Source organism: Aeromonas sp. DNRA1 (assembly GCF_963888745.1).
Lineage (GTDB): Bacteria > Pseudomonadota > Gammaproteobacteria > Enterobacterales > Aeromonadaceae > Aeromonas > Aeromonas hydrophila.
In genome coordinates this window covers 99,602-119,435 of sequence record NZ_CAWPKQ010000001.1, presented here as the reverse complement: position 1 = coordinate 119,435, position 19,834 = coordinate 99,602, and the positions used below count along the sequence as shown (strand labels likewise).

Annotated in this window: 14 protein-coding genes; 7 read left to right on the top strand and 7 right to left on the bottom strand. The window is 64.1% G+C overall.

The window, feature by feature from the left end; genetic code table 11:
- Positions 1 to 11: 11 nt before the first annotated feature.
- On the bottom strand, positions 12 to 326 hold the full coding sequence (gene sugE, locus AACQ43_RS00510; protein ID WP_011705814.1) for a quaternary ammonium compound efflux SMR transporter SugE: 315 nt from the start codon (positions 324 to 326) through the stop codon (positions 12 to 14).
- A 339-nt stretch (positions 327 to 665) separates the two neighbouring features.
- Between sugE and asd the strand changes: the two genes are divergently transcribed.
- Positions 666 to 1,781, top strand: a complete 1,116-nt coding sequence (gene asd / locus AACQ43_RS00505; RefSeq protein WP_168965380.1) for an aspartate-semialdehyde dehydrogenase — start codon at positions 666 to 668, stop codon at positions 1,779 to 1,781.
- A 580-nt stretch (positions 1,782 to 2,361) separates the two neighbouring features.
- A complete protein-coding gene (locus AACQ43_RS00500) occupies positions 2,362 to 5,139 on the top strand; it encodes a M16 family metallopeptidase (RefSeq protein ID WP_168965378.1) in 2,778 nt (925 codons plus the stop codon).
- A gap of 94 nt (positions 5,140 to 5,233) precedes the next feature.
- On the opposite strand, the gene AACQ43_RS00495 is transcribed toward AACQ43_RS00500, so the two are convergent.
- The 3 genes from AACQ43_RS00495 to AACQ43_RS00485 all read right to left on the bottom strand — a co-directional run bounded on the left by AACQ43_RS00495 (position 5,234) and on the right by AACQ43_RS00485 (position 8,641).
- On the bottom strand, positions 5,234 to 6,397 hold the full coding sequence (locus AACQ43_RS00495) for a trans-sulfuration enzyme family protein (protein ID WP_168965376.1): 1,164 nt from the start codon (positions 6,395 to 6,397) through the stop codon (positions 5,234 to 5,236).
- Positions 6,398 to 6,488: 91 nt separating this feature from the next.
- The gene (locus AACQ43_RS00490) at positions 6,489 to 7,559 is read right to left on the bottom strand and encodes an isopenicillin N synthase family dioxygenase (RefSeq protein ID WP_168965374.1); all 1,071 of its coding nucleotides are present in this window, start codon (positions 7,557 to 7,559) and stop codon (positions 6,489 to 6,491) included.
- A 443-nt stretch (positions 7,560 to 8,002) separates the two neighbouring features.
- A complete protein-coding gene (locus AACQ43_RS00485; RefSeq protein ID WP_168965372.1) occupies positions 8,003 to 8,641 on the bottom strand; it encodes an NAD(P)-dependent oxidoreductase in 639 nt (212 codons plus the stop codon).
- A 101-nt stretch (positions 8,642 to 8,742) separates the two neighbouring features.
- On the opposite strand from AACQ43_RS00485, the gene AACQ43_RS00480 reads away from it, so the two are divergent.
- A complete protein-coding gene (locus AACQ43_RS00480; protein WP_005300262.1) occupies positions 8,743 to 9,648 on the top strand; it encodes a LysR family transcriptional regulator in 906 nt (301 codons plus the stop codon).
- Between the two features lie 125 nt (positions 9,649 to 9,773).
- On the opposite strand, the gene AACQ43_RS00475 is transcribed toward AACQ43_RS00480, so the two are convergent.
- Entirely contained in the window at positions 9,774 to 10,514 is a 741-nt protein-coding gene (locus tag AACQ43_RS00475) for an SDR family oxidoreductase (RefSeq protein ID WP_016350525.1), read from the bottom strand.
- 196 nt (positions 10,515 to 10,710) lie between these two features.
- Between AACQ43_RS00475 and AACQ43_RS00470 the strand changes: the two genes are divergently transcribed.
- The 3 genes from AACQ43_RS00470 (at position 10,711) to AACQ43_RS00460 (ending at position 14,932) form a co-directional block, all read left to right on the top strand.
- Complete coding sequence (locus tag AACQ43_RS00470) at positions 10,711 to 11,688, top strand: AraC family transcriptional regulator (RefSeq protein WP_211162433.1); 978 nt, start codon at positions 10,711 to 10,713, stop codon at positions 11,686 to 11,688.
- Between the two features lie 254 nt (positions 11,689 to 11,942).
- On the top strand, positions 11,943 to 14,087 hold the full coding sequence (locus AACQ43_RS00465) for a TonB-dependent siderophore receptor (RefSeq protein WP_168965368.1): 2,145 nt from the start codon (positions 11,943 to 11,945) through the stop codon (positions 14,085 to 14,087).
- A gap of 38 nt (positions 14,088 to 14,125) precedes the next feature.
- On the top strand, positions 14,126 to 14,932 hold the full coding sequence (locus tag AACQ43_RS00460; RefSeq protein WP_168965366.1) for a siderophore ferric iron reductase: 807 nt from the start codon (positions 14,126 to 14,128) through the stop codon (positions 14,930 to 14,932).
- Between the two features lie 44 nt (positions 14,933 to 14,976).
- On the opposite strand, the gene AACQ43_RS00455 is transcribed toward AACQ43_RS00460, so the two are convergent.
- Positions 14,977 to 15,897, bottom strand: a complete 921-nt coding sequence (locus AACQ43_RS00455) for a LysR substrate-binding domain-containing protein (RefSeq protein ID WP_024945393.1) — start codon at positions 15,895 to 15,897, stop codon at positions 14,977 to 14,979.
- A 182-nt stretch (positions 15,898 to 16,079) separates the two neighbouring features.
- Between AACQ43_RS00455 and metE the strand changes: the two genes are divergently transcribed.
- Entirely contained in the window at positions 16,080 to 18,344 is a 2,265-nt protein-coding gene (gene metE, locus AACQ43_RS00450) for a 5-methyltetrahydropteroyltriglutamate--homocysteine S-methyltransferase (RefSeq protein ID WP_168965364.1), read from the top strand.
- A gap of 86 nt (positions 18,345 to 18,430) precedes the next feature.
- Here the strand turns inward: metE and AACQ43_RS00445 are convergent, their stop codons facing one another.
- A complete protein-coding gene (locus tag AACQ43_RS00445; RefSeq protein ID WP_168965362.1) occupies positions 18,431 to 19,552 on the bottom strand; it encodes a glycosyltransferase family 9 protein in 1,122 nt (373 codons plus the stop codon).
- Between the last annotated feature and the right edge of the window lie 282 nt (positions 19,553 to 19,834).

The window sequence follows — 19,834 nt, the reverse complement described above, 5'->3', positions numbered from 1 at the left end:
TCGGTCACGGCTCAGCCGATGAATTTCAGACCCAGGATCCCGCCGATGATCAGCAGCAGGCAGAGCACCCGGGCGAGGGTGGCTGGTTCGTTGAACAGCCAGATCCCCATCAGCACGGTGCCGACCGCGCCGATGCCGGTCCAGACCGCGTAGGCGGTGCCAAGGGGCAACTGTTTGACCGCCATGGCGAGCAGCAGCACGCTCACCCCCATGGCGATCAGGGTCAGCAGGGTGGGCAGGGGACGGCTGAAACCGTCGGTGTATTTGAGGCCGATGGCCCAGGCGACCTCGAACAGGCCGGCCAACAGCAGGAGCAACCAGGACATAAGGTAGATTCCGCAGGAAGCAGGGTCGTCCCTGCGTATCAGGAGGCCTCGAGGTCGTCCCCGAGGGGCAGCGGGGCTGCCGGTCGGTCTCAATGATGCCCCAAGTTGTAGCGGGATGCCAACCGGCTGGCCGCAGGTCGGCCAGGCTGACGGATATTGCAGCGAACGGCACAGAATATTGCGCAATTCGACTTGCGCCCGCCGTCACAATCCGTAATGTGGACAGACGCATTTTTCGCAACCCATATTTTGTGAACCGCTTGTAAACGGCCCGCGCCGGACAAGGGATCACGGGTATCACACTCGGTTTCTATAAGCAGCTATCCAGGGTAGGACATTATGAAAAAAGTAGGTTTGGTCGGTTGGCGTGGCATGGTGGGTTCGGTGTTGATGAGCCGGATGCAGGAAGAGAAGGATTTTTCCCGCATTCAGCCCACCTTCTTCACCACCTCCCAGGCCGGTGAGGCCGCCCCCAATTTCGGCGTCGATGCCGGCACCCTGCAGGATGCCTTCGACATCGAGGCGCTGGCCGCACAGGACGTCATCATCACCGCCCAGGGCGGCGACTACACCAAGGATGTCTATCCGCGTCTGAAAGCCGCCGGCTGGCAGGGCTACTGGATTGATGCCGCCTCCTCCCTGCGCATGGAGAAGGACGCGATCATCATCCTGGATCCGGTCAACGGCGATGTCATCGAGCATGCCCTGAACAATGGCATCAAGACCTTCGTCGGCGGCAACTGCACCGTCAGTCTGATGCTGCTGGCCCTGGGTGGCCTGTTCAAGGCCGATCTGGTGGAGTGGGTGAGCGTGGCCACCTATCAGGCCGCCTCCGGTGGCGGTGCGCGCCACATGCGTGAGCTGGTCACCCAGATGGGCATGCTGCGCGATGAAGTGGCGGTGGAGCTTGCCGATCCTGCCTCCGCCATCCTCGACATCGAGCGCAAGATCACCGAGAAGACCCGCTCCGGCACCCTGCCGGTGGACAATTTCGGCGTGCCGCTGGCCGGTGGCCTCATTCCCTGGATCGACACCAAGCTCGACAATGGCCAGAGCCGCGAAGAGTGGAAGGGCCAGGCCGAGACCAACAAGATCCTGGGTATCGAAAACGCCGCCATTCCGGTGGATGGTCTGTGCGTGCGCATCGGCGCCCTGCGCTGCCACAGCCAGGCCTTCACCATCAAGCTGAAAAAAGACGTGCCGCTGGCCGAAATCGAAGCCCTGCTGGCTGCCCACAACGACTGGGTCAAAGTGATCCCCAACGATCGCGACATCACCGCCCGCGAGCTGACCCCGGCTGCCGTTACCGGCACCCTCAGCATCCCGGTCGGTCGTCTGCGCAAGCTCAACATGGGGCCGGAGTACCTGGCCGCCTTTACCGTGGGTGACCAGCTGTTGTGGGGCGCCGCCGAGCCGCTGCGCCGCATGCTCAACATCCTGCTGGATCGCGGTTGATCCGGTTGCACCCAGCATGAACAGGGGGCCGCGGCCCCCTGTTTTTTTGAGCTTTTGCCACCCAGGCCGGCCGTGAGTGCAAAAAAGATGGGCTCGCCGGCAAGGCGCCTGCCATCAGCTTGTTATTAATGGCATCAATATTGACTAATCGCCTGGCTTATTTTTGCGTGACTCAGTAACGGCAGACTTATTTCCCAGCAGCGGGCGCAACGTCAGGTCGACGATATTTTCCGGCACTGTTAACCAGCAAGGTTAAATAGCGCCGTTCAGGCTATTCAACAGCGCTGACTGATGGGCCAGATATATACCTTGTTACAAAAGCATGTCTGTTGCTGATATCCCTCTTGGGTATGATTGATTACACTGGCGACCACGGCCGGGTTGCAGGCTGCCAGCCTTTGATAGCCCCATTGGCCTACTCGGGGCCGACTTTGCTGCTGGCAATAATATTATTCATGTCATCAATAAAGTGAGGTGTCTGCAGGGTGCAGTCGCCATTTTTTCGTTGTTGCGCGCTGGATATGGACGACGCGCAGTGGCCGCCAATAATAATGTTCAGGTTTGAAAATTGGGAAATAACATGAGAATCGTGTGGAGCTTGTTCTATTTCTTCAGTGTCTTGGCCTTGGCTGGCCCTGTGCTGGTCAAGGAGCAGAAAAAAGTGGCTGATCCGCTGATCGTGCCCTATCAGCAATATCGGCTCGACAATGGCCTGACGGTGATCCTGACTCAGGATCACTCCGATCCTCTGGTGCACGTGGCGGTCCACTATCGGGCGGGGTTGCCGGAAGAGGCCCAAGGCCAGTCCGGGCTCGCTCATCTGTTCGAGCACATGATGTTTCAGGGCTCGGCCCACGTGGGGGAGGAGGGCTACATCCGGCTGCTGCAACAGGTGGGTGGGCGCAACATCAATGGCCTGACCTCCCGGGATCAGACCCGCTATTACCAGACGCTGCCAGCCAATCAGCTGGAGAAGGTGCTCTGGCTGGAAGCGGATCGCATGGGGTTTCTGCTCGATACCCTCTTCCAGCAGAAATTGGAGGCCAAGCGCGATATTGCCAAGAACGAGCGTGCCACCCTAGTAGATGCAGCTCCGTATGGCAGGGTGCTGGAGGTGCTCAATCGCACTCTCTACCCCCCCAATCACCCCTATTTCAACACGCCGTTTGGTCGGGTGGCTGACCTGGATCGCCTCACCCTGGAGGACGTGCGCCAGTTCTTCCTGCGCTGGTATGGGCCCAATAACGCCACCCTGGTGATCGGTGGCGATATTCAGCCGGCCCAGACCCTGGCTTGGGTCGAGCGCTATTTTGCCGCCCTGCCTCCATCACCGGCCCAGACTCGGCCGGTAGTGCGCCCGGTGGCGCTGAAAAAGAGCCGTTATCGCACTCTGGTCGATCGGGTCAGCGAGCCCATGCTGGTGCTGGCCTATCCGACCGTCTCCGCCCGCGAGCCCGACTTCGAGGCCCTCGATCTGCTGGCGGATCAGCTGGGGGGCTCCGCCAGCGGCCTGTTGCAGCGACAACTGCAGCAAAGCGGCCGGCTGGTCTCGGTGACAGCCAGGCAGGAGTGCGGCGTGCTGGCCTGCATGCTGGTGATTGAGGCGGTGCCCAATCTGGCCAAAGGGGGCGAGCTGGGTCCCATCAAGGCGGAGATCGATCGGATCGTCGGCCAGCTCGCCAGCGAGGGTGTCTCCCGCGAGCAACTGGCCCACTCGGTCAATGCCCAGCGGGCTCAGCGGATCTGGCCGCTGGACAGCGTGGCTGGCAAGGTGGAGCAGCTGGCCACCGGCCACACCCTGTTTGATGACCCCAACTTTCAGTACCGCAACCTCAAGCGCATCGCCCGGGTGACACCGGCCGATCTGCAACGGGTATTGACGCGCTATGTGCTGAACAAGCCCAGGGTGGTGCTGAGCCTGGTGCCGGCCGAGCACCCTGAATGGCAGGCGGGCAGCCCCAACTTTGTCGAGCCGCCCCCCTTGCCTCTGGCCCGGCCGACCCCGCCTCTGACTCCTCATGTCATCAAGGAGACCCTGGACCGACACCAGGAGCCGGCCAGTGGTGGCGCCTTGCCGGTACCCATGCCGACATTGTGGCAGGCCAAGCTGGGTGAGCGGATCTCCCTGCTCGGTCACTACAGCGATGAGGTGCCGGCCTTTGCCATGAGCATCAACTGGCCGGGCGGTGAGCGTGCCGAGCCGGAGGGCAAGGGGGGGGTCGCCACCTTGGCCGATGCCATGCTCTCCCTTGGCAGCGAGCAGTTGCAGGCGGCCAGCATCGAGGAGCGGGCGCGTCAGCTGGGGGCCAATATTCGCTTCAATCATGGGGAGGGGCGCAGCTACATCGAGATCCAGGGGCTCACCTCCCATTTTGACGAGACGCTGGCACTTGTGCGGGAATTGGTGCAGCAGCCCGCCATGCGCCTGGCCGATTTTGAGCGCAGCCGATTTGATTACAGCCAGTGGCTGCAGCAGCTTGCTCGCGATCCCGAGTGGCAGGCGGACTGGCAGTTCGGCGCCCTGCTTGAGGGGAACAAGCGGCCGGATCTGCTGGCCAGTGTGCGCGCGCTGACCCTGGACGATGTGCGCAATTTTTATCAGTCGGTCTATCGCAGCGGGAAAGCCCAAGTGGTGGTGAGCGGAGATCTGGCTCAGGAGCGGGTGATGAAGGCCCTCGGGTTTCTGGTCGAGCCAGCAGGTCAGCCAGCGGCCCTGCACTCTCTGGATTGGCGCGGTCAGCAGGCCAAACGGGCCATCTATCTGCTGGACAATCCCGGGGCGGCGCTCAGCCAGATCCGGGTGGGGCGGCGCGCCATGGCGGAAGATGCCTTCGGCGAGCACTACCTGACCCGGCTGATGAATGTGTCCCTCGCCGAGCGGCTGCACATCCGGCTGCGCGAGGAGTTGGGTTACACCTACTTTATCGACGCCGCCTTCGACGGCAACGCCGATGCTGGCCACTTCATGCTGCAAAGCAGCGTGCGCAGCAGCGTGACCGGGGCGGCCCTGCGGCAGATCCTGCAGGAACTCGACAAGTATCAGCGGCTGGGGCCGACCAGGCTGGAGGTGCGCACCCTGCGGGATCGGGTGCTTAATGGTCAGGCGCTCGATTACGAAACGCTGCCAAATGAGATGGAGTACATGCTGCCCATCTTGCTCAAGGGGTGGCCAGAGGATTATGTGGAGCAGCGGGTGCAGCAGGTGAGCCGGCTCTCTCCCTTTACCCTGCGTGAGCTGGCCCGCCGCTGGCTCGATCCCGACGACATGGTGATCCTGGTGGTGGGAGATGCCAAGACGCTGGCTCCCGAGCTGGCCGCGTTGGGCTGGCCGGTGCAGCGCCTTTCTGCCACGCCTTAAGGGGGTTTGCCCCTATTGGGCAACGGCCGCAAGCAAAACAGCCCGCCCCCTGGCAGGGGGCGGGCTGTTTTTTTGCGCTTAAAAAGGTGAACGGTCAGATCAGAGCCAGGGCGGCGGCCAGATCGGCAATCAGATCGTCGGCGTCTTCCACCCCGATGCTGAACCGGATGAGATCATCATTGACCCCGGCGGCGAGGCGGCTCGCCTCGTCCATGGCGGCGTGAGTGGTGCTGGCCGGATGGCAGGCGAGACTCTCGAGATCGCCCAGACTCACCGCCTGCACAAACAGCTGCAGGTTGTCGAGCAGGGTGGCACAGCGCTCAAACCCGCCTTCCAGCTCGATGCTCACCATGCCGCCAAAGCCGCTGGCGAAGGCGCCGAGGGCATCGTGGCCCGGATGGTTGGCAAGGCCCGGGTAGATCACCTTTTTCACCGCCGGGTGATCAGCCAGGAACTCGGCCACTTTTTGCGCATTGTGCAGGTGGGCATCCATGCGCAGGGGCAGGGTCTTGACCCCGCGCTGCAGCAGGTAGGCCTCCTGCGGACCGATGGGGGAACCGATGTGCTTGAGGGCCACGGTGCGAATCGACTTCATCAGCGCGTGAGAGCCCGCTACCACCCCGGCGATGATGTCGCCGTGGCCGCCCAGGTACTTGGTGCCGCTGTGCATGACGATGTCGATGCCAAGCTCCAGCGGGCGCAGCAGGTAGGGGGTGAGGAAGGTGTTGTCACACACCGTAATGGCGCCCACCTTGCGTGCCGCTTCCACTACCACCCGCGGATCCACCACCTTGAGGGTGGGGTTGGTCAGGGTTTCGAACAGTACCACCTTGGTGGCGGGGCGGATGTTGGCCAGCAGATCCTGATCGCTCTCATACGCGCTGACCTTGATGCCGGCGCGGCTGAAGGTCTGCTTGAGAAACGCATCGGTGCCGCCGTAGAGCGGGCCGATATAGGCCACTTCATCGCCGCTGTCGGCCAGGGCATACATGATGGCGCTCACCGCCGCCATGCCGCTCGCCACTACCAGCGCTTCGTCGGCCCCTTCCAGTGCCGCCAGCTTCTGCTCCAGTTCGGCGGTGGTGGGATTGCCAAAGCGGCTGTAGATGAAGCCGGGAGCCTGACCGGCGAAGCGATCCTTGCCCGCCTGGGCGTTGAAGTAGCTGAAGGTGCTGCTCTGATAGAGCGGGGTGGTGAGGGCGCCGGTCTGGGGATCGATCCGCTGGCCGCTGTGCACGCTCATGGTTTTGAATTTCATTGTATTGCTCCGTCATTGCCAGGCTGTGGCCCAACTGCTTGTGTCATCTGAAGGGCGCCGTGGCGCCCCTCGTCTATTAGGTATGGCAGCCTCAGGCGGGTTGTGGTTCGCGCCGATCGCGCTTTGCCATCTGTTCGCTGCTTGTCTGCGCATTGGCGGACGCAAGGTCGACGCCATAGTGGCGGGCCGCCACATCCGGGTGGGAGCGCAGCCTCCCTTTGAGTACGTTCTCCCCCACCTGATTAAAGAGCGGGTTGGTCGGGTCGCTCTCGGGCCCCTGTGCCTGCGCCGCCAGCGCGGGGGAGAGGCTGAGCAGCGGCACGGTCGCATCCAGCCGCGCCGCCATGAAGAAGGCGCAGGAGAGGCGCGATACCCCGGGCGGCGGGCTCTGCACCCGGTGCAGGGTGGCCTTGAGGTAGCCGTTGGAGGCGAGCTCCAGCAGCTCGCCGATGTTGACCACCAGGGCGCCCGGCAGGGGCGGCGCAGAGATCCAGCCGTCGGCCGTCTCCACCTCAAGCCCGGAGTGATGGTCCTGCATCACCAGGGTCAGGTAGCCGGGATCCTTGTGGGCACCTACCCCCTGACCGCTGCCCCCTTCGGCTTGCCCCGGGTAGTGGATCAGCTTCATGTGCTGATGGGGCGCCCCGCGAATACTGTCGTCAAACACCCCGGCCGGCTGCTCCAGCACCTCGGCGAAGGCGGCCAGCAGGGTGAGGGTGATGGTGCTCAACCTATCTTGCCACGCCAGCAGCTGCGCCTGCATACCGGGCAGGGCGGTGGGCCACTGGTTGGGGCCGATGAGCCGCTGCCAGGGATGCTGAAGGCTGGCGGCATCGAGGGCGGCCTCTTCATTCATGATGTCGAACTGCTCGCGCAGATCCGGCCGCGCCCGGGTGAGCTCGGCCCCCACCTGGTTGTAACCACGAAAGTGGGGGGAATGCACCATCTGTACCGCCAGCTTCTCCTGCTGTGGCAGTGCGAAGAAGCGGGCCGCCAGCGCCAGGGTTTCCTGCTGTTCTTGCTCGCTCAGACCATGGCCGATCAGATAGAAAAAGCCCACCTCGCGGGCCGCCCGGCCAAGGGTGGCCAACATCTGGCGACGAGTCTCGGGGGCGCCGTCGAGCGCGGCGAGATCGATGATCGGCAGTGGTGAATGTTCCATGTGCACCTCCTCACTGGCCAGGGGCGGGATGTTACCCGCACACCTGACATGAAAACGACGACGCCCTGACCGATTAACCGGCCAACGCCCTGTTGCAAGGGATGGCGCCATTTGGATTGAGGGAGATGCTACTGTTCGGAGTTATAAGACGGAAACAACAAATTATTCTTAGTTATATACAAAAATCGAAATAGAATTCGCCACCCATCCGGGTGGCTGCCGATTGAGCGGTGATAATGGCAATATACCGGCGCACTTGGCACCCATGTTGGCCTGACCCGGCATGTACCGGCTTGAGCGCAATGTGAGCGCGACTTGAGCCAAAAAAGAGGCGAGCATCGCTGCCAGCACAGAGATGCCCAAATACAGAGATGCAAAAAGGGAGGCTGATGCCTCCCTTTGTGTGACGGGTGTTGCTGCCCGGTGTGGTGCCTGGCTCAGGCTCAGTAACCCAGGGTAAAGCGCTGGCGCAGGTGGGCTGGTTTTTCCGCTTCGTTGAGCACGCCGTCGGCCAGATCGCCAACCGTGATCCCGGCCGGTTGTTCACCGCTGAACAGCACCTGATCGGCACCGAGCCGGTAGCCGCCGCGCTTCTCGCCGGGTTCCAGGAACACGGGCGGGGAGACGAAACGCCAGTCGAGGGTGGTTTCACGGCGCAGGGCGGTGAGGCCGTCGCGGGCGGCCAGGGCCCCCTGTTTCCACTCGGCCGGGAATTCCGGGGTATCCACCAGTTGCACGCCCGGGGCAATTTCCAGACTGCCGGCACCACCGACCACCAGCAGCCAGCTGTTGGCCGCGACGGCGGCGGCCACGATGGCGCTGGCCCCCTTGAGGTACTGGTCGTAGATGTCCGGGGCAGTCCAGCCCGGGTTGTAGGCGCTGATCACCCGATTGTGCCCCTTGAGCACCTTGGCCAGCGCCTGGCTGTCCTGGGCATCCACCGCCACGGCGGTGACCTGCGGGTGAGCGGCGACCTTGCTCACGTCACGCACGATGGCGGTGACGTGATGGCCGCGGCTGACGGCTTCATTGAGGATGGCTGTACCGACAAAACCGCTGGCACCGATCAGGGCAATTTTCATGGGAGATTCTCCTTCACTGTTGGAATGGGGCTATCCTACGCCCCCGAATGTGATTTAATAATCCGTTGTAAATTGCATTCACTTATAAGCTGGATTTAATAATGGAACAGCTCAAGCGTTACGCCATCTTCGCCGCCGTGGTCGAGGCGGGCAGCATGACCGGCGCCGCCAAGGCTCTCGGCATGACACCTTCCGCCGTCAGTCAGCATATCAGCCAGCTGGAGAGCCTGCTCGGCCTCACCCTGCTGCACCGCTCCACCCGCCGCCTCAACCTGACCGAGGCGGGGGAGGTGGTGTGGCAGGGGTGCCAGTCTTTGCAGCAGACCCTCAACCAGACCGAGCTGCGCCTCTCGGAAGTGCGTGACAGCCTGCTGGGGGAGGTGCGGATCACCGCGCCGGTGGGGATGGCCGGCCAGCCGCTGGCGCGGGCGCTCTCGCCGCTGCTGCAGGCCCATCCCGGCCTGTGCATCCAGATCATCGCCGACGACGAGAAGCGGGATCTCATCGCCGAGCGCATCGACGTGGCGCTGCGGGTCGGCACGCTCTCGGACTCCACTCTGGTGGCGCGCAAGCTGGGCCAGACCCGGATGTTGCTGTGCGCCTCGCCCGCCTACCTGGCGCGCAAGGGCACCCCGCGCAGCCCGGAGGCGCTGCTGGATCACGACTGGCTGGCCGCCGATATGCTGAGCGGCGGGCTGACCTTCTTCGACGAGAAGGGGCAGGGGCACAGGGTCAAGCCCAAGCCGCGGGTGGTCTGCAACAACGTGCTGCCGCTGCGCCAGTTCACCCTGGCGGGGCAGGGGGTGTCGCTGCAGCCGGAGGGGGAGATCGCCGAAGATCTCGCCTCGGGCCGCCTGCTGGAACTGCTGCCGGGCTTTCGGGTGCCACCCATGGAGATCCACGCCATTACCCCGCAGCGGGAGATCCCGGAGAAGGTGCGCCGGGTGATCGCCGCCCTGCGCAGCCACTTCGCCGAACCGGTGGGGGCCGCGGCGACACGTCCGTAGCCCGGGCAAGGAAGAAGGCCGTTCCGGTTGGCCGGAGCAAACAAAGAGCAAACAAGGATCAAACAAAGAGGGCAGCCCGCGGGCTGCCCTCTGTCGATGCAATGCCGGTGAGACCAGGCCCGGCCTCACTTCATGTAGAGGCCGCCGTTGATGGCCAGGGTCTCACCGGTGATATAGGCACCCGCCTCGCTGGCAAGAAACACCACGGCGGCGGCGATCTCTTCGGGCTTGGCCAGCCGGCGCATGGGGATGTCGGCCTTGATGCTGTCGAGGATGTCGGTGCGGATCGCCTCCACCATGGGGGTGGCGGTGTAGCCGGGGGCGATGGCGTTGACCGTCACCCCGAAGCGGGCTCCTTCCGCCGCCAGCGCCTTGGTGAAGCCCAGCATGCCAGCCTTGGCCGCCGAGTAGTTGACCTGGCCGAACTGCCCCTTCTGGCCATTGACCGAGGAGATGTTGATGATGCGGGCATCGCGCTGTTCGCACATGGCGTCAAACAGCGGCTGGGTCACGTTGTAGAGGCTGCACAGGTTGGTGTGGATCACCTCGAACCACTGCTCCGGAGTCATCCGCTTGAAGGCCCCGTCCCGGGTGATGCCGGCATTGTTGACCAGCACATCCACCCGCCCTTCATCCTGCAGCAATCGGCCCAGAGTGTCGCGGCACATGGCGGTGTCGGCGACGTCCAGCGCCAGCAGCCGTACCTGATCCGGCCGAAAACCCTGCTCCCCGTACCAGTCGTGCGCCGCCGCCCCGTTGGCGCTGGAGTGGGTGGCGATGATGCGATACCCCTGGGCCAGCAAGGCGGTGGTGATGGCGGATCCGATGCCGCCACGGGCTCCGGTGATCAAGGCAACTTTCTTCATCTTGGCTCTCCCTGCATAAAAGATTCGAACGAGGACTTTATGGGCTTTTTGAGGTAATTGATATATTTGTTTTCAAACAATCTGACAGGCAAACGCGTCACTTTTGTGACAGTCTGCCAAGCTGGCTTGACGCGCTGGCCTAAGGGGCTGGCAAGGCCCTAGGCAAGGGGACCGGGGTGAGCGCAGCGGCCAGCGCTTGCCGCCAAGGTCGCGGCCATGTTTAATGGGGCCCTTGCGCGTAGCGCCTTGCCGACAGCCCAGATCCGATCTCGTCATGACCATCTTGTCCACCATTCCGGGCGCCGTGCCCCAGCCGCATAGCCAGCTGACCCGCATCGAGCGGGTGCTCGACTACATCCACGCCAATCTGGATCAGCCGCTGGTGCTGGCCGAGCTGGCGGAGCAGAGCTGCTGGTCGCGCTGGCAGCTGCAGCGGGTGTTCCTCCATGAGACGGGGCTGACGGTGGCCCACTATGTGCGCGAGCTCAAGCTGAGCCAGGCGGCAGAGGCGCTGCTCTCTGGCCGCCAGCGGGTGCTGGATCTGGCGCTCTGTTACGGTTTTGGCTCAGAGGTGAGCTTCAGCCGCGCCTTCAAGCAGCAGTTCGGCTGCTCGCCGCTGGCCTATCGCAAGCGCGGCCTGCGGCTGGGGCTGCGTACCCCCCTGGTGCGGGCTACCCTGCCGCAGCCCACGCCTGCCAGGCTGGTACAGGTGCGAATTGAGAGCCAGCCGGGTTTTATCCTGCAAGGGGTGAAGGGGCAGATCCGCGGGCTGTTTGCCGCCGCTCCCGACTTTCAACAGACGGTGCCCGCCATCTGGCGCGCCCTGCGCACGGCGGGCGGTTTGCCACCCGGGCAGGAGCGGGTGGGGGTGGTGGATGTTTCTGGCGCCGGCGAGTCGCTCCCCTACTGGGCGGGCTGCGTGATGGAGGAGGGGACCAGCTTGCCTGCCGGTCTGGCGCATCTCCCGGTGCCGGCCCAGACCTACGCGGTGCTAAGTCACGTGGGCCCGGTCAGCCAGCTGGGGCAGACCCTCAACTGGTTTATCCTGCACTGGCTGCCGAGCTCCGGTTATCGCGGGCTGGACGGCTTCGAGCTGGAGCGTTACGCCCCCGATTTTGACGGCAACCAGCCGGATGCCCGCATGGAGTATTGGTTGCCCGTCGCCCCTCTCTGACAGGGTTATTCCCTTGCCTGGCGGATGCCGGGCGCTGCTATCCCTCTTTCCCTTTTTGCTGCGCCAGGCTTTGCTATCCATTCGACATCGCCTGCGTTGCTGCCGTCAGTTGAGGTTGCCGGATGGGGCCAAACTGGCCGCATTTTCTCCCTCTTCAGCGCCAACATGCCCCAAATTGTTAATTCAAGGGCAAAATGACCCAATAAAATGCAAATGAGATTTGTTACTATTCACTCATTGCATTCGAGGATCAGATGTACGCCACTCACCCCCCTTTGACCCTGGTCGCCGCGACTATCTCCGCCCTGTTGGCTGGCCCTGTGCAGGCAGCTGCTGCCGAGCGCCCGACACAGACCCGGGTCGACGAGACCCTGACCGTGCTCGGCGAGACCTATCGCAACACCGCGACCAAGACCCGGCTCGACCCCCTGGAGACGCCCCAGGCCATTTCGGTGGTGGAGGGTGACACCCTGGAACAGCGCGGCGTCAGCTCGGTGAGCGAGGCGCTGCGCTACGTGCCCGGCGTCAACACCGAGCTGCGGGGCGGGGCGGTCAACCGGCTGGATCTGTTCAACATCCGCGGCTTTGACAACTACCAGAACTTCTACGACGGCCTGCTGCTGCAGTACAACGACTGGAACCTGCAGCCCCAGATCGATCCGGTGGCCATCGAGCAGCTGGAAGTATTCAAGGGGCCCACCTCCGTGCTCTACGGCAGCATGCCCCCCGGCGGCATGGTCAACCTCATCGCCAAGCGCCCCCAGCGGGAGAGCAGGCACAGCGTCAGCGTGGCGAGCGGGACGGGCACCCTCAAGGAGCTGACCCTCGACAGCACCGGTGCCCTCAACGATCAGTTTGCCTATCGGCTGGTGGGGCTGGCCCGCCAGAAAGAGGGCCAGGCGGTGACCTCAGAGGAGGAGCGCTACGTGCTGGCGCCCTCTCTCGACTGGCAGTTGAGTGACCGCACTCTGCTGAACCTCAACCTCTATTACCAGAAAGACCCGCTGGCCGGCATCTACACCACGGTGCCGGCCAGCGGCTCGGTCAAGTCCAACCCGCTGGGCCAGCTGGGCAGCGATACCTTCCTTGGCGATGAAAACTGGAACCACTACAGCCGGGAGGTGACCCTGCTCGGCTACAAGCTGAGCCACGACTTCAACGCCAACTGGCAGCTGCTGCAAAACGCCCGCTACATGGATGCCTCGGCCAATCAGCAGAACACCTACAACGCGGCGCTGGCGGCCGACCACCGCACCCTGGCCCGCAACGCCTACCTGACCGATGAAGAGTCCCGCGGCTTTGTCATCGACAACCAGCTGGCGGGCAAGGTGCAGACCGGCAAAGCCCAGCACAACCTGCTGCTGGGGGTGGATTACCAGTATCTGGATGCGCGCATTCTCTACCGGGATACCCTCGACTATGCCGCCCCCGCCATCGACATCTTCAACCCGAATCACCAGCAGATAGTGCCGGCAGACCTGGTCTTCAACTATCAGGACAACCGAACCATCCGCCAGTACCAGAGCGGCCTCTACCTGCAGGATCAGATGCGCCTCGATCGGCTGGTGGCCATCGGCGGCGCCCGCTACGACCGCTACCGGATGGACACCGACAGCCGGACCCTCTATCAGGGGGCGGCGAGCAACACCCTGGCCCAGATTGATCAGGACAACCTCTCGCTGCGCCTCGGTGCCCTCTACGAGCTGGATCACGGCCTCTCGCCCTATGTGAGCTATGCCGAAAGTTTCGAACCGGTGGCGGGAGCGGACAAGCAGGGCCAGGCGTTCAAACCGGCCACCGGCCGGCAGTGGGAGGGGGGGCTCAAGTTCCTCTCCGAGGACATGAGCAAAACCGCCACACTCTCGGCGTTCCACATCACCAAGCAAAATGCCCTGGTGACGGATCCGGACAACGTCTACGGGCCCAAGTTGCAGACCGGCGAGATGGTCTCCAAGGGGGTCGAGCTGGAGGGGCGACTCGATCTCACCAGCCGCTGGGATCTGGCGCTGAGCTATACCCGTCAGGAGATGGAGATCACCCGCGACACTACCAGCCTGCAGGGCAAGACTCCGGTCTGGGTGCCCAAGCAAATGGCTTCGCTGTGGAGCAACTACCTGCCGGCCGGCCCGCTGGAAGGAGTGCGCCTGGGGGCCGGTCTGCGCTATGTGGGGGAGGCCCAGCTTGATGCCGCCAACACCGATACGGTGCCGGATTACCTGCTGATGGACATGGCTGCCTCCTACGATCTGGCCCAACTCAGCCAGCGCCTGCAAGGGGTGGCGGTGTCACTCAGTGCCAGCAATCTGTTCAACAAGACCTACTACTCCTGCTACGACCAGAACAACTGCTGGTTCGGGGCAGAGCGCAGCGTGGAGGCGCGACTCAAATACGTATTCTGACCCTGCGTCCCGGGCCGCGCCCGGGACTCTCACACCCCATGAGCGGCGCCGGCCGTCGTGCCCGCAGCCCGGGGGCGCGGCGCGAGCCGGATCTGCAGGCGCTGGCGGATCACGGCGCCCTGTTCGCGGCCGCCGCCGGGCTTATCCCTTCCCTCAAGGGGCGGCTGGTGGCTGCCGGCGAGGCTGCGGCGCTGTTGACGGCGACCAAGCAGGCCACGTCGGCCGAGGTGGCGGCCGCGCTGCACGAGTATTGGCGGCTGGCCCATCCGGAGGCGGGTCCCGCCTACTGGCTCACCCGCAGCTGGGGCATGCTCTGCTGGCAATCCATCTATCTGGCCATGGTGGCCGTCTATCGGCTGCGGGCCGTGCCGGCGCTGGAGAGGCTGGGCCAGGGCTATCAGGATGGGCTGGTATCGGGCTTTACCCTGCCGGCCGAGCCCATGATCAAGGGGGAGCTGGAACTCTTGATCAAGACGGCGGGCGAGCGACTGCAGGCCCATTGGCAGGCGCTGTTCGCAGCGCTCGGGCAGGTGCAGCGGCTGCGGCCGGGCTTCGTGCGTCCGCTCTTGGCGGACGATCTGCTGGCGGCGCTGGTGCGGGTACCGGCGTTCTTTGACGAGATAAGCCCCGCCGAGGTGGCGGCCCATGCACCGCACTGGCTTGCCGCCTGCGGCCTGCCGGCCGAGCACCTGACGGGCTGGCAGCTGGCGCCCTGGCCGCCAGCGGCCGGCTTGGTCGGTTATGTGCGCCAGCGCTGCTGCCTGCACTACAAGCGCCGCGATGGTGAGCTCTGCGCCAACTGCCCGCGGCGGCGGGGGGCGGCGAGCTGTGAAGAGGGTGCTTGAATAGCGAAGCCCTGCGTGATGACAAGCCGCCTTAAGACGGCTTTTTACTGAGCTTTTAGGTCGCCCATCTTGCTGCGAATGCGCTCGAACAGGCTCTGCAAACAGGCTTGATCCCGGTCGGCGGCGCGCACGGCACCATACATGTGGCGGCGCACCCCCTCGGCGAGCGGGCGCGCCTCGAGCAGCCCCTGCCGCACGAACTCCTCGCAAGCCCAGCGCGGCAGGGCGGCGACGCCAAGGCCGGCGGCGGCCATCTGCAGCATCACGGAGGTGTTGTCCACCGGCTTGCAACGGGCGGGCTCAATACCGGCTGGCTGCAGGAAGCGGCTGAACACGTCCATCCGCGCCCGCTCCACCGGGTAGACCAGCAGCACCTCGGGGCGCAGATCCTCAGGCTTGATGGTCTGCTGCCCACAGAGGGGGTGGTCCGGCGCCATCACCAGCACCAGCTCGAAGGCGAACAGCGGCTCGAAGTGGAGATCGCCGCGCGCCTGCACATCCGAAGTGAGCAGCAAGTCGAGCTGGCCGCCGAGCAGGGCGCTGATGGCATCAAAGCCCGGTACCGACTCCACCTCCAGATCCACCCCCGGCCACTGGCGGCGAAAATCGGGCAACAGCGGCAGCAGCCACTGGATGCAGCTGTGGCAATCGAGCGCCAGGTGGAGGCGACCGGCGTCGCCGCTGTGCAGGGCCTGCAGCTGTTTTTCGGTCTGTGCCAGCGCCGGCAGCACCTGGCGGGCCAGCCCCAGCAGCTGGTTGCCGGCCGCAGTCAGCACCAGGGGGCGGCTCTTGCGCAGATAGAGCTCCAGATTGAGGCGGGTCTCCAGCTCCTTGAGCTGGTGGGAGAGGGCGGACTGAGTGAGGTTGAGGGTCAGCGCCGCACCGGCCAGCGAGCCCTGCTCGGCCAGCGCGCTCACCGTTTTCAGGTGCTTGATGTCGATCCCCGGGTTGCTTGACACCGCCATGGTATCCCTCCTTGTTGTGCCTGGGCGGCGGCTTGGCGCCCGCCTTGAGAATTTCTTGAGAGCCAGTTGAAAAGGATTCAATAGCCAACGCCACCTTATCTTGTCATTTTGGATGTGTAAACATCTGGATGGCCAAATCATCCAGTTCACCATCAGATGAATGAGCATAAGGAATGGAACCTATGACCTGCGCACACACCCTGGGCTTTCCCCGTATCGGCGCCAAGCGCGAGCTGAAATTTGCCCTCGAATCCTACTGGCGCGGCGAGACCAGCCAGGCCGAACTCATCGCCACCGGCAAGAGCCTGCGTGAGCGTCACTGGCAGGCCCAGCAACAGGCTGGTGTGACCCTGCTGCCGGTGGGTGACTTCGCCTGGTACGATCAGGTGCTCGGCACCAGCCTGCTGGTGGATGCCATCCCCGCCCGCCACCGTCATGGCGATACCGATCTCGATACCCTGTTCCGGGTCGCCCGTGGTCGTGCGCCGACCGGCCCGGCCGCGGCCGCCGCCGAGATGACCAAGTGGTTCAACACCAACTATCACTACCTGGTGCCCGAGTTCAGCCGTGACCAGCGCTTCAAACTGGGCTGGAGCCAGCTGTTTGACGAAGTGGAAGAGGCCAAGGCGCTGGGGCTGCCGGTCAAGGCGGTGCTGCTGGGCCCTGTCTCCTACCTGTGGCTTGGCAAGGAGAAAGAGAGCGGCTTCTCCCGGCTCGAACTGCTCGACCGTCTGCTCATCGTCTATCAGGAGATCCTGGCGAAACTGGCTGCCCAGGGGGTGGAGTGGGTGCAGATCGACGAGCCGGCGCTGGCGCTGGACTTGCCGGACGAGTGGCGTCTCGCCTATCTCAACGCTTACGAGCGTCTGGCCGGCCCCTGCAAGCTGCTGCTCACCACCTATTTCGGCACTGTTGCCCATCAGCGCGACATCATCACCAGCCTGAAGGTGGATGGCCTGCACCTGGATCTGGTGGCGGCGCCCGAGCAGCTGGAGACGCTAGTCCCGCACCTGCCGGCCCAGTGGGTCATCTCGGCCGGGGTCATCAACGGTCGCAACGTCTGGCGTGCCAACCTGGCCAAGCTGGTACCGACCCTGAAAGCACTGAAAGCCAAGCTCGGCGAGCGGCTCTGGGTGGCCTCCTCCTGCTCCTTACTGCACAGCCCGGTGGACTTGACCCTCGAATTGGAACTGGATGCCCAGACCCGCAGCTGGTTCGCCTTCGCCCTGCAAAAATGCTACGAACTGGGGCTGCTGGCTGACCATCTCAATGGCGGGGAGCTGGACAAGATCAATGCCTACAGCCAGCCCATCGTGGATCGGGAGTCCGACAGTCGGGTCCACAAGAAGGCGGTGCAGTCACGGCTCGCCAGCCTGACCAACAGCGATTTCGATCGCCACAGCGCCTACCCGGTGCGGGCCGAGGCACAGCGCTCGGATCTCAAGCTGCCGCTGTTGCCGACCACCACCATCGGCTCCTTCCCGCAGACCTCGGAAATTCGAGTGCTGCGCCAGGATTGGCGGGCCGGTCGCATCGACGACAGTGCCTACGAGGCGGGCATTCAGGCCCAGATCAAGGATGCTATCGAGCGCCAGGAGGCCATCGGGCTGGACGTGCTGGTGCACGGCGAGGCCGAGCGCAACGACATGGTGGAGTATTTCGGTGAGCTGCTGGACGGCTTTGCCATCACCCGCTTCGGCTGGGTACAGAGCTATGGCTCGCGCTGCGTCAAGCCGCCGGTGATCACCCGTGACATCGACCGACCCACCCCCATGACCCTTGAGTGGACGAAGTTTGCCCAGAGCCTGACCGACAAGCCGGTCAAGGGCATGTTGACCGGCCCGGTGACCATCCTCTGCTGGTCCTTCCCGCGCGAAGACGTGAGCCGCGAGCAGTCCGCCCTGCAGATCGGCCTGGCTATTCGCGACGAGGTGGCAGATCTGGAAGCTGCCGGCATCAAGATCATCCAGATCGACGAGCCGGCGATCCGTGAAGGTCTGCCCCTGCGCAAGCAGGATCACCAGGCGTATCTGGACTGGGCGGTGCGGGCCTTCCGTCTGAGCGCAAGCCCGGTGGCGGACAGCACCCAGATCCACACCCACATGTGTTACAGCGACTTCAACCTCATCATCGAGGCGGTGGCGGCGCTGGATGCGGACGTGATCACCATCGAGACCAGCCGCAGCCAGATGCAGCTGCTCGAAGCGTTCGAGCGCTTCAACTACCCCAACGAAATCGGGCCTGGCGTCTACGACATCCACTCGCCAAACGTGCCGAGCCAGAGCTGGATTGAAGGCCTGCTGCGCAAGGCGGCCAAGCAGATCCCGGCCGAGCGGCTGTGGGTCAACCCGGATTGCGGCCTCAAGACCCGCGGCTGGGAAGAGACCGAGGCCGCCCTCAAGGTGATGGTCGATGCCACCAAGGCGCTGCGCGCCGAGCTGGCCTGAAGAACACCAGCAAACAACAAGAGAGTTCGGGCATAACGAACGAGGGAAGGCGCAAGCCTTCCCTCTTTTTTGTTGGTTGAAGGCCCTCAGAGGGTGACGACAAAGGCGCCGCTGGCAAGCCCTGGGCTCGGGACGGGCGAGGGGGCGCTCGGCAGCTGCTGTGGCTGGGGCTCCCGCGCCAGTGCCTCGGCCAGCCAGTGGTGATCGAGGGGGATGGCATTGCGATCACCGATCACCAGATTGAGGTGCTGGGCGCCGAGGCAGCCGTAGCGGGCGGGATCGGTCTGGGTAAAGAGACCGAGGCAGGGCACGCCGCTGGCGGCAGCCAGGTGCAGCGGCCCGGTGTCGCCGCTGATGAAGAGGGAGAGGCCACCGGCAAAGCGGGCCAGCTCGCTTAGGCTGGAGAGGGAGACTTGCACGTCCCCGAGCCGGGGCTGGGGGTCGGCGGGATCCTCGAGCTGGATCAGCAGGGCGCTGGGGTAGTGGCGGCGCAGATCCCCGAGCAGTCGTTGCCACTGGGGCAGAGAGAGCCCTTTGCCTTTGCGGGCGCCGGTGAAAAAGCCGATGAGCGGCCGCGCCGGGTAGTCATGCCTGAGTGCCACCAGCCGTGGGCTGGCGCTGTGCAGCAAGCTGCCGAGCTCAATCTGATCGGCGAGATGGCCGTGCATGCCGAGCAATTGCAGCGGCTGGTGGGCGTAATGGCAGTGCTGGTTGGGAGTGAGGGGCTGGGGGAACAGGGCGTCGCCCTTGGCATCGTCAAAGCCCAGCTTCTCGCGGGCCTTCACCCAGCCGGCGATCAGGTGATCGGTGCTGGAGGCAAAGGGCACGTAGACCCGATCGTAGTGCTGACGGCGCAGCCGCCACAGCACTGACAGGGAGGCGAGCAGCCGCTTGCCCTGCAGCTTGACCGGATGAATGCGTTGCAACTGCAGATCGGCCAGAAAGGGCAGCAGCTGGCCGCCGCTGCACACCAGCTCTATCTCGGCGTGGGGGTGGGCGCTGCGCACCTTCTGCAAAAAAGGCAGCAGAAACAGGTTGTTGCCGATACGGCAGGTACTGCGAATGACCAGGATCCGCCGGGGAGGCTGGCTGCTTGCCGGCAGGCGGCCTTGACGCGCGAGCCAGGCGAGGGCGGCCCGCTCCAGCCCGGCGGTCCAGCAGCGGCGCTGGCCGTCGAAGCGGCGAAGGGCATCTCTGATGGTGCTCATAAGTAGTGGCTCCGTGCATGAAGATGAGCTCAAGATGACACTGCGATTCTTAAGGGCGTGTTAAGAGAAGCGGGAAAGGGGGGAGTCAGAGGCTTTTTTGTAAGAATTTGTTGCTGCATCACAGTTTGGTGGCGAGCGCGGGGAGCAGAGGGATGGCGGTGTGACTCCCATGAGGTCGCGTGTCACCAAATAAGAGGGGCCTGGCTGCATCTGACGGTGGTATTGGGCGAGGGGATGCCGTTAAAATTACGCATTTGAAATAAATGTTATCCGCGCAGGAGC

Coding starts and splice junctions, on each gene's coding strand:
- AACQ43_RS00460 (WP_168965366.1), top strand. CDS start 14,126: ATGAGCGGCGCCGGCCGTCGTGCCCGCAGCCCGGGGGCGCGGCGCGAG.
- AACQ43_RS00475 (WP_016350525.1), bottom strand. CDS start 10,514: ATGAAGAAAGTTGCCTTGATCACCGGAGCCCGTGGCGGCATCGGATCC.
- AACQ43_RS00500 (WP_168965378.1), top strand. CDS start 2,362: ATGAGAATCGTGTGGAGCTTGTTCTATTTCTTCAGTGTCTTGGCCTTG.
- AACQ43_RS00485 (WP_168965372.1), bottom strand. CDS start 8,641: ATGAAAATTGCCCTGATCGGTGCCAGCGGTTTTGTCGGTACAGCCATC.
- metE (WP_168965364.1), top strand. CDS start 16,080: ATGACCTGCGCACACACCCTGGGCTTTCCCCGTATCGGCGCCAAGCGC.
- AACQ43_RS00495 (WP_168965376.1), bottom strand. CDS start 6,397: ATGAAATTCAAAACCATGAGCGTGCACAGCGGCCAGCGGATCGATCCC.
- AACQ43_RS00490 (WP_168965374.1), bottom strand. CDS start 7,559: ATGGAACATTCACCACTGCCGATCATCGATCTCGCCGCGCTCGACGGC.
- AACQ43_RS00445 (WP_168965362.1), bottom strand. CDS start 19,552: ATGAGCACCATCAGAGATGCCCTTCGCCGCTTCGACGGCCAGCGCCGC.
- sugE (WP_011705814.1), bottom strand. CDS start 326: ATGTCCTGGTTGCTCCTGCTGTTGGCCGGCCTGTTCGAGGTCGCCTGG.
- AACQ43_RS00465 (WP_168965368.1), top strand. CDS start 11,943: ATGTACGCCACTCACCCCCCTTTGACCCTGGTCGCCGCGACTATCTCC.
- asd (WP_168965380.1), top strand. CDS start 666: ATGAAAAAAGTAGGTTTGGTCGGTTGGCGTGGCATGGTGGGTTCGGTG.
- AACQ43_RS00480 (WP_005300262.1), top strand. CDS start 8,743: ATGGAACAGCTCAAGCGTTACGCCATCTTCGCCGCCGTGGTCGAGGCG.
- AACQ43_RS00455 (WP_024945393.1), bottom strand. CDS start 15,897: ATGGCGGTGTCAAGCAACCCGGGGATCGACATCAAGCACCTGAAAACG.